Origin of the sequence: Arthrobacter sp. ATA002 (assembly GCF_026898095.1) — a bacterium.
Classification (GTDB): Bacteria; Actinomycetota; Actinomycetes; order Actinomycetales; family Micrococcaceae; genus Arthrobacter_B.
On the sequence record NZ_CP114015.1, the window covers coordinates 3,682,953 to 3,696,842 of the forward strand.

Below are 13,890 nucleotides of genomic sequence, written 5' to 3' on the forward strand. Positions count from 1 at the left end.
GATCCAAGGATCTTCCGCTCTGCGTCGCTCCGGAGCAACTTTTCTATCTTACCGCTCCGCCCGGGGACTGTCAAAACCACTGTTCGCCCGTCCGGTAAACCGGGTGGAGCCGAAAGCTCCGTGACGCTCAGCTGTTCTCGTTGCCTCGATCAGCGCGGGTATTAACTCTAGCACGGTTTTGGCCGGCCGTGACCACCCCTTACAACCCGGTTCACAGGCGCTGGATGGTCACGGGCCCAGGCCCGCGGCTAGATGCCCTTCGGCTTCAGGTACAGCACGCCCAGCGGCGGAATAGTCAGTGTGGCCGATGCGGGCTGCCCGTTGCAGGCGCCTTCCACAGCGGTCACAACCCCCATGTTCCCGACACCGGAACCGCCGAACTCGGCCGCATCGGTATTGAGCGCTTCCATCCATTCGCCGGCCCACGGCAGGCCGAGCCGGAAGTTCTCGTGCGGCGTGCCCGCGAAGTTGGCGATGCATACAAGCGGGTTGCCCTGGTGGTCGTACCGGATAAACGACAGAGCGTTGCGGGCGCCGTCATTCTCGTTGATCCACTGGAAGCCTGCCGGCTCGTTGTCCCGGTCGAAGAGCGCCGGCGTGTTGACGTAGATCTCGTTGAGCTGGCGCACCAGCAACTGCACCCCCTTATGCTGCGGCGTGTCCGTCAGGTACCAGTCCAGGCCGTACTGCTCGGACCATTCGGCTTCCTGCCCAAACTCGGTACCCATAAAGATGAGCTGCTTGCCCGGATGCGCCCACTGGAACGCCAGGTAGGCGCGCAGGTTCGCCAGCTGCTGCCAGCGGTCCCCCGGCATCTTGCGCAGCAGGGAACCCTTGCCGTGGACAACCTCATCGTGGCTGATCGGCAGGAGGAAATTCTCCGTGTAGGCGTACACCAGCGAGAACGTGAGTTTGGCGTGGTGGTACATCCGGTTGATCGGATCCTCGGACATGTACTCGAGCGTGTCGTGCATCCAGCCCATGTTCCACTTCAGGCCAAAGCCCAGGCCGCCGCTGCTGGTGGGCTGGGTAACGCCCGGGAACGCCGTGGACTCCTCGGCAATCATCACGATGCCGGGCACCCTGCGGTACGCGGTGGCATTGACTTCCTGCAGGAACGAAATGGCCTCCAGGTTTTCCCGCCCGCCGAAGGCGTTGGGCCGCCACTGGTCCGCGGGACGTGAGTAGTCCAGGTACAGCATGGAGGCAACGGCGTCGACGCGCAGGCCGTCAATATGGAATTCCTCCAGCCAATAGATTGCATTGGCGACCAGGAAATTGCGAACCTCGCGGCGGCCGTAATCGAAAATCAGCGTGCCCCAGTCCGGCTGCTCGCCGCGGAGCGGGTCGCCGTGTTCATACAGCGTCTGACCGTCGAACCGAGCCAGTGCCCACTCGTCCTTGGGGAAGTGCCCGGGAACCCAGTCGAGGATGACGCCAATCCCGGCCTGGTGCAGCTTGTCGACCAGATACCGGAAGTCGTCCGGATGCCCGAACCGGGCAGTGGGAGCGAAGTAAGAGGTGATTTGGTAACCCCAGGACCCGCCGAACGGGTGCTCGGCAACTGGCATGAATTCCACGTGGGTGAAACCCTGCCACGTCACGTACTCCACCAGCTGTTCGGCCAGCTGCCGGTAATCCAGGCCGAGCCGCCAGGACCCCAGATGCACCTCATACACGCTCATGGGTGCGTTGTGCGGGTCGCGGGCGGCCCGTGCCTCCATCCATTCCGCGTCCTGGAACGAGTAAGTCGACTCGACGACCCGGGATCCGGTCAGCGGCGGCACTTCGGTACCCTGGGCCAGCGGGTCGGCCTTCTCCCGCCAAATACCGTCGCTGCCGAGAATTTCGTACTTGTAGCGGGCGCCGGGCTCAACATCCGGAATGAAGATCTCCCATACCCCGGAACCGCCGAGCGACCGCATGGCGTTGAGCGCGCCGTTCCAGCCGTTGAAGTCGCCCATAACCCGAACGGACCGCGCGTTAGGGGCCCAGACCGCAAAGCTGACGCCGTCGATGTCACCGAGAACGGATTTGTAGTGGTGGAGGTTGGCTCCAAGCACCGTCCACAGCTTCTCGTGCCGGCCTTCGCCAATGAGGTGCAGGTCGATTTCCCCCAGGGACGGCAGGAACCGGTAGGGATCGTCGAAAAGCTGCGGCTCCGCTCCGTCGTAGGTGACTTCAAGCCGGTAGTCAGGAACCTGCCCGGGGCGGTCCGCGGGCAGGGTGCCCACCCAGATGCCGTTGTACTCGTGGGCAAGGTCGATCCTGCCCGCGGAGGTCACGGCGGTGACGGCCTTCGCGAGCGGACGCAGCGCCCGGATAGTAACCAGTCCCTGGTCATCGATATGGGCGCCAAGGATCGCGTGCGGCTGGTAGTAGCGTCCTTCGGAAACGGCCTGCAGGATGTCGGTGGACACCGGCAGCGGGTTGCGGTGCACGGGCGCCGTGCCGGCGGAAGCAGGAACGGCGGCACCGCCAGCTTGGGCGGGTACGACGGCGTCGTCCGGCTGGGCGGGTACGAGGGCGTCGTCCGGCTGGGCGGGCAGCACCGGTTCGGGCGACGCCACATCATCCGGCCGGGCCGGCAGCTCGGGTTCCGGCAACGGATTCATGTCTTCGGATTCGGGCCGTGGGGTCTTGTTCACTTGGGTCTCTTCCTCGCTGCTCGTCCCGTGGGCCTGCTTGCGTGCCTGTTCCAGAATCTGCCGGACGGCAGCAACGGGCACACGGATCCAGCTGGGGCGGTTGCGGATCTCATAAACAACTTCGTAAAGGGCTTTGTCCAGCCACAGGGCAAGGTACAGCGGATCGCTGCGGTTTATCTGCGTGCCGGTTTCCTTTTCGTAACCCCGCAGGAACGCTTCGGAGGCAGTAGCCGCCCAGCGGGCGGCATCCAGGCCGCGGCGCTGTTGCCGGCGGGAACCGGAGACGGAGGTTTCGTCGTCTCCTTCCACCAGCGCGACGCCGGCGGCGTAGTCGATCGATCGAAGCATGCCCACCACATCCCGAAGCGGGACGTCGGGCACGCTGCGCTCTTCGGCCGGCCGCAGCGGCTCGCCCTCAAAATCGAGGACCATCCATCCGTGGCTTCCCGATTTGAGGACCTGGCCCAAGTGGTAGTCCGCGTGGATGCGCTGAAGATTGGGCAGAGTCTCGAGGGCGGAGACCTGCCGGAGCAGGTACTCCAGAGGCTCCTCGTATTCCCCCACATAAGTGCGGGCTTCTTTCCATGCCCAGCGGATCCGGTTTCCCAGGGACTCCAGGAAATCAGCCCGTTCAGCTGCAGTGGGGGGCTGGCTGCCGAAGGCCTGGGCCAGTTGCCGGTGGATTCGTCCGGTCACTGCCCCGAGCTCTTCCGCCTCGGCCGTGAACTCCGCGTTGCTGAGGGCAGCCGCGGACGCCGTGCGCCATGCGTCTTCGCTGTTCGGGATGAACTCACGCAGAACGCTCAGGTGCCCGGTCACCCAGGCATCGCCGTCGTCTGTCTGCGGCTCGCGCCAGCTGCCGGTGACCCAGCCCAGGGTCGCCGGGACGTCATGGGAACCCGCCGCTGTCAGTTTGGCGCTGACTTCCACATCGGGGCTCTCCCCCGCGGCCAGAACCCGGTAGAACTTCAGGATCAGCTGGCTGGGTTCAACCGGAACCACCACTGAGGTGTTGGACTGTTCCCCCTTCATCAGCTTGGCGGGAACAGTGTCAGTAAATGGCGGCCAGTCCTCAAAGCCGCCAAGCGCAGTGCCGTGGGTGTGCCCGTCGAGGGACGAAGACTGCTCACGCATCATCTCCAGCCAGGCCGTGACGAACACTGGATCCGCAGTGCCGTCATACAGCCAGCGTTCCCCCAGCTGCTGGTGCTGGGCGCGCCCCAGCAGGGATGCGGCGAGTTCCGGCACCTCGGCACTGTGATAGCTGACCGGGACACTAATGATGTCCGTGCGCTGGCCCGAGCTGACGGCAACGATATGGACCTCCAGCTCCGTCAGGCCGGCGGGGTCGGCCAGGCGGATGCCGCCCACCCGGTCCAGAGTGACGTCGCGTCCCTTCGCGGGGAACCAACGCTGCTGCGGCAGCCAAGCGGTCAGAAGTTCAGGCAGGGACGGCATCAGCTGCGTCATTTCTTCACGGCCTCCGAAATGGGAATCACTGGAATCGCTTCGGTCAGAGGGGACGCCATGTTCGATTTCGGCGAACGCAGCCGCAGCCAGTAGAAGTCGTGGCTGCCCAGCGTCAGGGTCACCGAGCCGTCCGCCCCGAACGCCGGGAACGGAGTTCCGCCGAACGCGTCCCGCAAACCCCTGCCGGCGAATTCCGGCAGACTCACCGTGGCGGAGACCGGGTGCTGGGAGAGATTGAAGATGCAGAACATCACTTCGCCGACCTCACCCTCGGGATTGTCATCCGGAAGTTCGCGAAGGAACGCCAGGACCGATTCCGCCTCGGTGGGCACATTGCGGTAGGAACCAAGGCCAAAGGCAGGGTGCGTCCGGCGGACCATGATCATTTGCCGGATCCAGTGCAGCAGCGAACTGGAACTTGCCAGCTGCGCTTCCACATTGACGTGGTTGTAGTGGTAGACCAGCGACTGCACCACTGGAAGGTACAGCTTGCCCGGGTCAGCGGTGGAGAACCCGGCGTTGCGGTCCGGGTTCCACTGCATGGGCGTGCGGGAAGAATCGCGGTCCTCGAGCCAGATGTTGTCCCCCATACCCAGTTCGTCGCCGTAGTACAGGAAGGGACTGCCCGGCAGCGAGAGCAGCAGCGCGTGGATGAGTTCAATTTCGGACCGTGAGTTGTCCAGCAGCGGAGCAAGCCGGCGCCGGATGCCGATATTGGCCCGCATGCGTGAATCCGGGGCATACCAGCCGAGCATCGCCTGGCGTTCCTCGTTGGTCACCATCTCCAGCGTCAGCTCGTCGTGGTTGCGCAGGAAGGTTCCCCACTGCGCGCCCGCGGGAATGCTCGGCGTTTCCTCCATGGTCTGGATGATGGGCGCCGCCTTTTGGTCCCGCAGGGCGTAAAAGAGCCGGGGCATGATCGGAAAGTGGAAAGCCATGTGGCATTCCGCCCCGGTCTCATCGCCGAAGTACTCCACCACCTCGTGCGGCATCTGGTTGGCCTCTGCCACGATCACCCTGCCGGGGTAATTTTCGTCCACCATGGTGCGCAGGTCCTTGAGGAACCGGTGCGTCGCCGGCAGGTTCTCGCAGTTGGTGCCGTCCTCTTCAAAGAGGTAGGGAATGGCGTCGGCGCGGAACCCGTCGATGCCCTGGTCCAGCCAGAACCGGACGACGTCGAAGATCGCCTCGACCACTTTGGGATTCTCAAAATTGAGGTCCGGCTGGTGGCTGAAGAACCGGTGCCAGTAGAACTGGCGCCGCACGGGATCGAAGGCCCAGTTCGATTCCTCGGTGTCCACGAAAATGATGCGGGCGTCTTCGTACTTCTGGTCCGTATCAGACCATACGTAGAAGTCGCCGTAGGGACCGTCCGGGTCGGTGCGGGATTCTTCGAACCAGGGGTGCTTGTCCGAGGTGTGGTTGAGCGGCAGGTCGATGATGACGCGCACGCCGCGGGCATGGGCCTCGGCCACCAGGCGCTTGAAGTCGCTGATGGTCCCGAATTCATCGAGTACGTCGTAGTAGTCGGCAATATCGTAGCCGCCGTCGCGCAGCGGGGACTTAAAGAACGGCGGCAGCCAGAGGCAATCCACCCCGAGCCACTGCAAATAGTCCAGCTTGTCGATCAGGCCCGTGAAATCACCGGATCCGTCTCCGTTGGCATCAGCGAAACCGCGGACGAGCACTTCGTAAAATACTGCTTTGCGGTACCAGTGAGGATCGTTGGTGAGCCCGGGAGCGTGCAGCTGAAACGGGTTGGGCACTAGGAGTTCCTCCGAACTGACAGAATGTGGGCGGGCTCGAGATGGGCGTCCAACCGGACGTAGTTGTGCTCTCCCCAGCGCCAGCTCTGGCCGCTGATGAGATCGTCCACCCAGTAGGTTCCATCCTCGTTGAGGTCCTGCGGGTCCAGATGCAGGGCCGCGAGATCCAGCGAAACGGTGCACTCGCGTGCACTGTGCGGGTCCGTATTCACCACAATGATCAGCGTGTCCCTGCTTGACGGGTCCCCGGGCCGCAGCTGCTTGTGCTTGGAGTACACGACGGTGGCCTCGTCAGTGCTCGAATGCACCGTGAGGTTCTGCAGGTCCCCCAGCGCCGGGTGGGACCGGCGGATCTCATTCAGGCGGGTGATGTAGGGCGCCAGACTGCGGCCTTCGGCCTCGGCTGCGGCGAAATCACGCTGTTTGTACTCGAACTTCTCGTTGTCGATGTATTCCTCGGCACCGGGCCGGGCCACGTGCTCGTAGAGCTCATATCCGGCGTAGACCCCCCACAGGGGACTGGCGGTGGAGGCCAGGGCTGCGCGGATCTTGAACGCTCCGGGACCGCCGTACTGCAGGAACTCGGTCAGGATGTCGGGGGTGTTGACAAAGAAGTTGGGACGGAAGAAAGCGGCCGTTTCCGATGAGACCTCGGTAAAGTACTCCTCCAGCTCCCGGCGGGTATTGCGCCAGGTGAAGTAGGTGTAGGACTGCTGGAATCCTGCCATTCCGAGCGCATGCATCACGGCGGGGCGCGTGAATGCCTCGGCCAGGAAGATCACGTCGGGGTGTTTGTCGTTGACTGACTTAATCAGCCATTCCCAGAACTTCAGGGGCTTGGTGTGCGGATTATCCACCCGGAAAATCTTCACCCCGTGCCCGATCCACATCAGCACAACGCGGAGTATCTCCTCGGACAGGCCGGTGTAGTCGTTGTCGAAGTTCAGCGGGTAAATGTCCTGATACTTCTTCGGCGGATTTTCGGCATAGGCAATGGAGCCGTCCACGCGGGTGGTGAACCATTCCGGGTGGCTGCTGACCCAGGGATGGTCCGGCGAGGCCTGGAGCGCCAGGTCGATCGCGACCTCAAGTTTCAGCTCCCGGGCCGTGTCGACGAAGGCGTCAAAGTCCTCGAAGGTGCCCAGGTCGGGGTGGATGGCGTCATGCCCGCCCTCGGACGATCCAATTGCCCACGGCGATCCGGGGTCACCCGGGCCGGCCACCAGGGTGTTGTTGGGACCCTTCCGGTGCGTGGTTCCGATCGGATGGACCGGCGGGAGATAGATAACGTCGAACCCCATGCGGGCTACCCGCTCCAGGCTGCGCGCCGCCGTGCGGAAAGTTCCGGAAGCCCATTCCCGGGTCGTCGGGTCCATCACCGCTCCTTCGGACCGGGGAAAGAATTCGTACCAGGAGCCGCGGCCGGCCAATTCACGCTCCACCCGAAGCGGGTAGCGGCTGCTGCTTGTCACCAGGTCCCGAATCGGATCCCTGTCAAGCACGGCCAGCACGGCATCGGAACTGCCTGCCGCAAACCGGTCTTCCACAGGGAGCCCGGAGTCGGTGAGGGTTTGCGCGGCGGCGGTGAAGACGGCGGCATCCTCGGCGTTACGCCCGGCGGCCGCGGCCGTGAAGAGGGCGGCTCCTTCCGCGAGCATCAGCTCCACGTCGACGCAGGCCTGAATCTTCACCTCGGCATTGTGGTGCCAGGTGCCGTACACATCGGCCCAGCCCTCGACGGCGAAACTCCAGTTGCCTGTCGATTCCGGCCGGAGCAGGCCTCCCCAGCGGTCCAGTCCGATGCCCACGGGGTGCATGCGGATCCGCTGGACTTCCAGCCCCTCCGGGTCATACAGGACGGCGCTGGCTCCCACGAGGTCATGGCCTTCGCGGAAGACAGTGGCCCCCACTACGAGGTCTTCGCCCGGAATGGCTTTGGCCGGGATACGGCCGCATTCCACCACCGGGGTCACATTCAGGATGGGAATCCGGCCGAACCGGAGTTCCTCGGCGGACAGGGCATTAGATGGCATCGCACTGGAACTGGTCACAGACTAGACGTTAGCGACAATCGGGACAGAATGCTAAGGCAACGTACTTTCCCCGTGTTTTTCCGCAGGTGGCACCGCGTATTGCCCATTTCCCGGAGTGTGCGCCGATGGATGCGGACTGGATGTTTTTTGTCCGATTCTTTGGTTCATCCATCCCCTTTGGCACCCGGTTTGCGCTAGCCTAACCGGGGTGAAGGCAATTCGAAGGTTTACCGTCCGAACAGTCCTCCCCGACACCATTGCGCCGCTGGGTAAGCTGGCCTCCAACCTGCGGTGGTCCTGGCATGAGCCCACCACGCGGCTCTTCGCCGATCTGGATCCGGCAGCCTGGGCCGCGAGCGGCCGGGACCCGGTGAAATTCCTCGGGTCCGTAAGCCGCGTCAGCCTGGAACAGATGGCGGCCGATGCCGGACTCGTGCAGCGGATCCAGGAACTCGGCGCCGATCTGGATGCCTATCTGGAGGCTCCCCGCTGGTATCAAAGCCTGGGTGAGGACGCGCCGCGGTCGGTGGCGTATTTCTCTCCGGAGTACGGCATCAGCGCCGTCCTGCCCCAGTATTCCGGCGGTCTGGGCATTCTCGCCGGTGACCATCTTAAGGCTGCCTCTGATCTGGGCGTCCCGCTAATCGCCGTCGGCCTCCTTTATCAGGCCGGTTACTTCAAGCAGGCACTGTCCCGCGACGGATGGCAGCTGGAGACCTACCCCGTCCTTGATCCCAACGGGCTGCCGCTGACGCTGCTGCGGGAAGAAGACGGAACGCCGGCCCGCGTGAGCCTCCCGCTGCCCAACAACCGCCGGCTCTCCGCACAGATCTGGCGTGCCGACGTCGGCCGCGTCCCCCTGCTGCTGCTGGATTCGGATGTCATTGGCAACGACGACGCCGCCCGCGGCATCACGGACCGCCTGTACGGCGGCGGCGGCGACCACCGGCTGCAGCAGGAACTGCTGCTCGGCATGGGCGGGGTGAAGGCGCTGCGCGTGTATGAACGCCTGTCCGGTACCGCCGGCCCCGAAGTCTTCCACACCAATGAAGGCCACGCCGGATTCCTGGGCGTCGAGCGCATTCGGGAACTCATGGATACCGGCATGGGTTGGGAAGAGGCCCTGACGGTCAGCCGTTCCAATACCGTCTTCACGACCCACACGCCTGTCCCTGCCGGGATCGACCGCTTTGACCAGGCTCAGATCCGGCATTTCTTCAGTGCCGGGCTGGCGCAGTCGGTGCCGACGGACAAGGTGCTGGGACTCGGGGCTGAAAGCTATGAGGGCGGGGATCCTTCGAAGTTCAACATGGCGGTGATGGGCCTGCGTTTGGCACAGCGGGCCAACGGCGTGGCCAAGCTGCACGGGGAAGTGTCCCGCGAAATGTTCTCCGGGCTGTGGCCGGGCTTCGATGTCTCGGAGGTTCCGATCACCTCGGTGACAAACGGCGTCCATGTTCCGTCCTGGGTCGATCCGGAAGTGACCAAGCTGGCCAGCGAGAAATTTGGAGTAGCCACCGTCCACGACCGCGACTGGAGCCGCGCCTACGAAATCAGCGACCAGGACCTGTGGGACCTGCGCCGGCGGCTGCGCTCGAACCTGATCACCGATGTCCGCCGGCGGGTTCGCGCGGCGTGGCGCAAGCGCGGCGCCACTGATCCTGAGCTGGCCTGGACCGAGAACGTCCTGGATCCGGACGTGCTGACCATCGGGTTTGCCCGGCGCGTGCCAACCTACAAGCGGCTGACCCTGATGCTGCGCGACCCCGCCCGCCTCAAGGCGCTGCTGCTGCACCCCACCCGGCCGATACAGGTAGTGGTGGCCGGAAAGTCACATCCGGCCGATGAGCAGGGCAAACGGATGATCCAGGATCTTGTGCGGTTCACCGATGATCCCGAGGTCCGCCACCGGATCGTGTTCCTGCCCAATTACGACATCGCCATGGCACGGACGCTGTTCCCCGGCTGTGACGTGTGGCTGAACAATCCGCTGCGCCCGCTGGAGGCTTCCGGAACGTCCGGGATGAAGTCCGCGATCAACGGCGGCCTGAACCTGTCCGTCCTGGACGGCTGGTGGGACGAGATGTTCGACGGCGACAACGGCTGGGCGATCCCCTCGGCCAACCCCACCAGGGGCGCGCATACCCGTGAGGTCTACAACCCGGACCAGCGCGATGATCTGGAGGCTGCGGCGCTCTACGACCTTTTGGAGAACGCCGTGACCCCCTGTTTTACGGAACGGAGCCTCCGGCCGACGCAGGTGCCGCCGGGCCGTCAGCGGCGCTGTCCGACGGGCTGCCAAGCGGGTGGCTGGAGATGGTCAAGCACACACTGGCCGATCTTGGGCCCGCAGTCTCCGCGAACCGCATGCTGCGGGAATACGTAAACCGGCTGTACCGGCCGGCCGGGCAGTCGGGCCGGGCAGCCTCCGCCGACGGTTTCGCGGCGGCTAAGGATCTGGCGGGCTGGATCACCCGCATCCGCGACGGCTGGTCCGGGGTCTCGGTGGAACATGTGGATTCCATCGGCATCAGCGATGACCCGCAGATTGGGGACCAGCTCACCGTGCAGGCCTACATTTCGCTGGGGTCCCTCCGCCCGGAGGATGTCCGCGTCGAGGTGGCTTACGGCAAGGCCCTGGAGAACGACCAGCTCAGCGACCCGCGCAGCGCTGAGCTGGAGCAGACGGAGGACCTGGGGTCCGGACGTCACCTGTTTTCCGGCACGATCGGCATTGAGCAGGCCGGTCCGTTCGGCTACACCGTTCGCGTGCTCCCGGTGCACTCCGGTTTGGCTTCCAAGGCGGAACTCGGTCTGGTGGCGAACGCCTAGGCGCGGTACAGGCTGACGGAGTTGGCGGGAAGGGAGTCCTTTTCGCCGCCGCGGCGCCGCTCACCCGCGCGTTCCCCGCTCCCGGCAGCCGTGGTCAGGAGCAGCTCGTAGGAGTGGTCCTCGTCGCGGACGGCACCGGACCGGCGCAGGGCTTCAGCGTCCGGCAGGACAATCTCGGTATCCTTCAGCGATCCGTTGAGGACGAACAGCCCGTTCAGCTCCCCGGCGGAGGAGCCGACCAGCAGCTGGACCACGCGGGTAGCGGAATCCTGCCATTGATCCTGCGCCATCGGCTGGCCGTCGGCGTCGAACCACAACAGCGAGGTTCCCTGAGAGTCGGCGGGGAACCGGTACGGCTGCGATGCCAGGAACATGCGGCGCAGCCGCAGCAGGCTCCGGGTGAAGGTCAGCATCTGCTCCGCCCCGGGGGTCAGGTTCCAATTGATCCAGGTGAGCGGACTGTCCTGGCAGTAGGCGTTGTTGTTCCCCTGCTGGGTCCGCCCCAGCTCATCACCGGCGGTGATCATCGGCACGCCGAGGGACATCAGCAGGGTGGCCATGATGTTTCGTGCGGTCTGCGCGCGCCGCTGCGTGATGTCCCGGTCTCCGGTGGGCCCCTCCGCTCCGTGGTTGTAGCTGCGGTTCTCGTTACTCCCGTCCCGGTTGCCTTCTCCGTTGGCCTCATTGTGCTTGTGCTCGTAGGCAGTCAGGTCCGCCAGCGGAAAACCGTCGTGGGCCGTCACAAAATTGATGGAAGACAGCGTGGTGCGCCCGGACCCGGCGAAAAGGTCGGCGGACCCGGCCAGCGAGCCGGCAATCCGAGCCACCGAACCGCCTGTGCCGCCGGCAGCCAGGGCCGCCTGGTCCCGCAGCCAAAAGTCCCTGGTGGTGTCCCGGAACCGGTCGTTCCAGTCAGCCCATCCGGGGGAAAGTTGCCGGTCTGCCATCCGTCCGGACCGATGTCCCAGGGTTCGGCAATGAGTTTGGTCCCGTTGAGCACAGGATCGGCGGCCAGCGCGATAAGGAAGGGGTGGCGCCGGTCGAACCGTCCGTCGGCGCCGCGGCAAAGGGCGGGCGCGAGGTCGAAGCGGAAGCCGTCCACGCGGTACTCCGAAACCCAGTACCGCAGCGAGTCCAGGGCCATTTGGATCACCCGCGGTTCGCTGAAATCCAGCGTATTGCCGCACCCGGTGGTGTCGACGTACCGTCCTTCGGCGTCGTGGCGGTAATACTGTTCGTCGCCCAGCCCGCGCCAGCTCAAGGCAGGCTGGTCTTTTCCCCTTCTGCCGTGTGGTTGAAGACGACGTCCAGGATGACTTCCAGGCCGGCGTCGTGCAGGGAACGGATCATCGTCTTGACTTCGTCCTGCACTGCCTTGGCGCCGGCTTCCTGCGCTGCACGGGTGGCGTAGGCAGCATGCGGGGCGAAGAAACCCAGCGTGTTGTAGCCCCAGTAGTTGGGCAGGCCGAGCTGCCGCAGATGCGCCTCGTCGGCGTGGAAGTGGATGGGCAGCAGCTGTACTGCGGTCACGCCGAGCCGGCGGAGATAGTCCACCATGGCCGGATGTCCGAAACCGGCATAGGTTCCCCGCAGTTCCGCCGGGATATCCGGATGCAGCATGGTCTGCCCGCGCACATGGGCTTCATAAATGACGGTGTCACGCCAGGGAATGTGCGGCTGCGGCGATGAGCCCCAGTCGAAGGACCCGTCCACGTGGACGGAAAAGAACAGCGGCATGCCGCCGGCCGCCGGCACCTCGTCTATGCCCCGCCCGTACGGGTCCAGCAGCAGCTGAAATGTCCCCGGCTCGCCGGGCAGGGCCTTCCCCCGCGGCCAGAACCCGTAGCGGGCCCCATAGGACAGCCCGGTGACCCGGCCGTGGTGGATTCCGGCCGCTGATTCGTCCAGGGCTCCGCTGGCCCAGACTCCCGGAGCCTTCTCGAAGTGGATTTCCACCGCGGGCAGGCCGGGAGCATAGACGGACACGTTGGCTGTTCCCGGCACCTCGTCGATTCCGGGAACCGCGTTCCGTACGCCCAGGGGGAAGGGCCGGGATACCCGCCGTGCGGCGGCCTGGCCCTGTGGATCACCAATCAGGTGTGCCATGCTGCCTCTCGGATGACTCCGCCGGAAATCAGGCGGAACGCTGCCGTGATATCTCGTACAGGCTGATGCCTACAGCCATGGAGGCGTTCAGTGATTCCATCGCCGAATCAATGGGAATGGAAACGATCTGATCGCAGTTCTCCCGCACCAGCCGGGACAGGCCCTTGCCCTCGGAGCCGACAACAATGCAGATCGGGTCCTTGGCCAGAACAGTATTGGGCAGCGACACATCGCCGTCCCCGTCCAGACCCACCACAAAGATGCCCATCTTCTTGAAGGCCTTCAGGGCATTGTTCAGGTTTCCGGCGCGGGCCACCGGCACGCGGACGGCAGCACCGGCACTGGTCTTCCAGGCGGATGCGGTCATTCCCACGGCACGCCGTTCCGGCACAATAACGCCGTGGGCGCTGAACGCGGATGCCGAGCGGATGATTGCTCCGAGGTTGCGCGGGTCGGTGATGCCGTCCAGCGCCACGAACAGCGGCGCGTTGCGGACGTGGCCTTTTTCCAGGCCTCGAGGGTTTCCTGTGCCAGGTCCATCGGGTCCGCGTAGTCGTACGGCGGGATCTGCAGCACGAGGCCCTGGTGGACAGCCTCGTTGGTCATCCGGTCCAGCTCGGGCTTGTGCGTTTCCATGACGGGCAGGCCGCGGTCCGCCGCCATCTTCAGGGACTCACGGACACGGTCGTCCATGTCGATCCGCACCGCGACGTGCAGCGCCTTGGCGGGGATGCCGGCCCGCAGCGCCTCGACTACCGAGTTGCGGCCGGTAACAACTTCCTCCGCCACCTTGCCGCGGACATTGGTCCCATTGCGCCCGCCGGCGGCACGGGAATCGCGGGTATCGCCGCCGCGCTTGGCCGCGGAGCGTTCTGCCAGCTGCTTGTTCTTATATGCCTTGTGGTAGGGGCGTTCTTCAGCCTTGGGTGTGGGTCCTTTGCCCTCAAGGGCCTTGCGGCCCAATCCACCGGTGCCCCCGCTGGGGCCCTTTGGCTTTACGCATTGCGCCGGGACGTCCGTTGTTGGCCATCGATT

3 protein-coding genes and 3 pseudogenes are annotated in these 13,890 nt (G+C 64.9%); 1 reads left to right on the top strand and 5 read right to left on the bottom strand.

The features are described from left to right. Positions 1 to 248: 248 nt before the first annotated feature. The 3 genes from glgB to OL239_RS18090 are packed head-to-tail and all read right to left on the bottom strand — an operon-like array spanning position 249 to position 7,917. Positions 249 to 4,118, bottom strand: coding sequence for a 1,4-alpha-glucan branching protein GlgB (gene glgB, locus OL239_RS18080; protein WP_268910047.1), 3,870 nt, complete (start codon positions 4,116 to 4,118; stop codon positions 249 to 251). After that, positions 4,115 to 5,884, bottom strand: a complete 1,770-nt coding sequence (treS, locus tag OL239_RS18085; protein ID WP_268910048.1) for a maltose alpha-D-glucosyltransferase — start codon at positions 5,882 to 5,884, stop codon at positions 4,115 to 4,117. Before treS ends, glgB begins: the two co-directional genes overlap by 4 nt. Beyond that, positions 5,884 to 7,917 carry an alpha-1,4-glucan--maltose-1-phosphate maltosyltransferase gene (locus OL239_RS18090; RefSeq protein ID WP_268910049.1) on the bottom strand — a complete coding sequence of 678 codons (2,034 nt, stop codon included), beginning with the start codon at positions 7,915 to 7,917 and terminating at the stop codon, positions 5,884 to 5,886. Before OL239_RS18090 ends, treS begins: the two co-directional genes overlap by 1 nt. Before the next feature lie 208 nt (positions 7,918 to 8,125). Between OL239_RS18090 and glgP the strand changes: the two are divergent. Then, positions 8,126 to 10,749, top strand: a pseudogene (gene glgP, locus OL239_RS18095) (alpha-glucan family phosphorylase). Here glgP and glgX read toward each other — a convergent pair. Both glgX and rlmB read right to left on the bottom strand, forming a co-directional pair. After that, a pseudogene (gene glgX, locus OL239_RS20350) lies at positions 10,746 to 12,855 on the bottom strand (glycogen debranching protein GlgX). The pseudogenes glgP and glgX overlap by 4 nt on opposite strands. A gap of 28 nt (positions 12,856 to 12,883) precedes the next feature. Next, positions 12,884 to 13,885, bottom strand: a pseudogene (gene rlmB / locus OL239_RS18105) (23S rRNA (guanosine(2251)-2'-O)-methyltransferase RlmB). Between the last annotated feature and the right edge of the window lie 5 nt (positions 13,886 to 13,890).

Bases quoted from the DNA above. Each gene is read 5' to 3' on its own strand.
- OL239_RS18090 (WP_268910049.1), bottom strand. From the start codon at position 7,917: ATGCCATCTAATGCCCTGTCCGCCGAGGAACTCCGGTTCGGCCGGATT.
- glgB (WP_268910047.1), bottom strand. From the start codon at position 4,118: ATGACGCAGCTGATGCCGTCCCTGCCTGAACTTCTGACCGCTTGGCTG.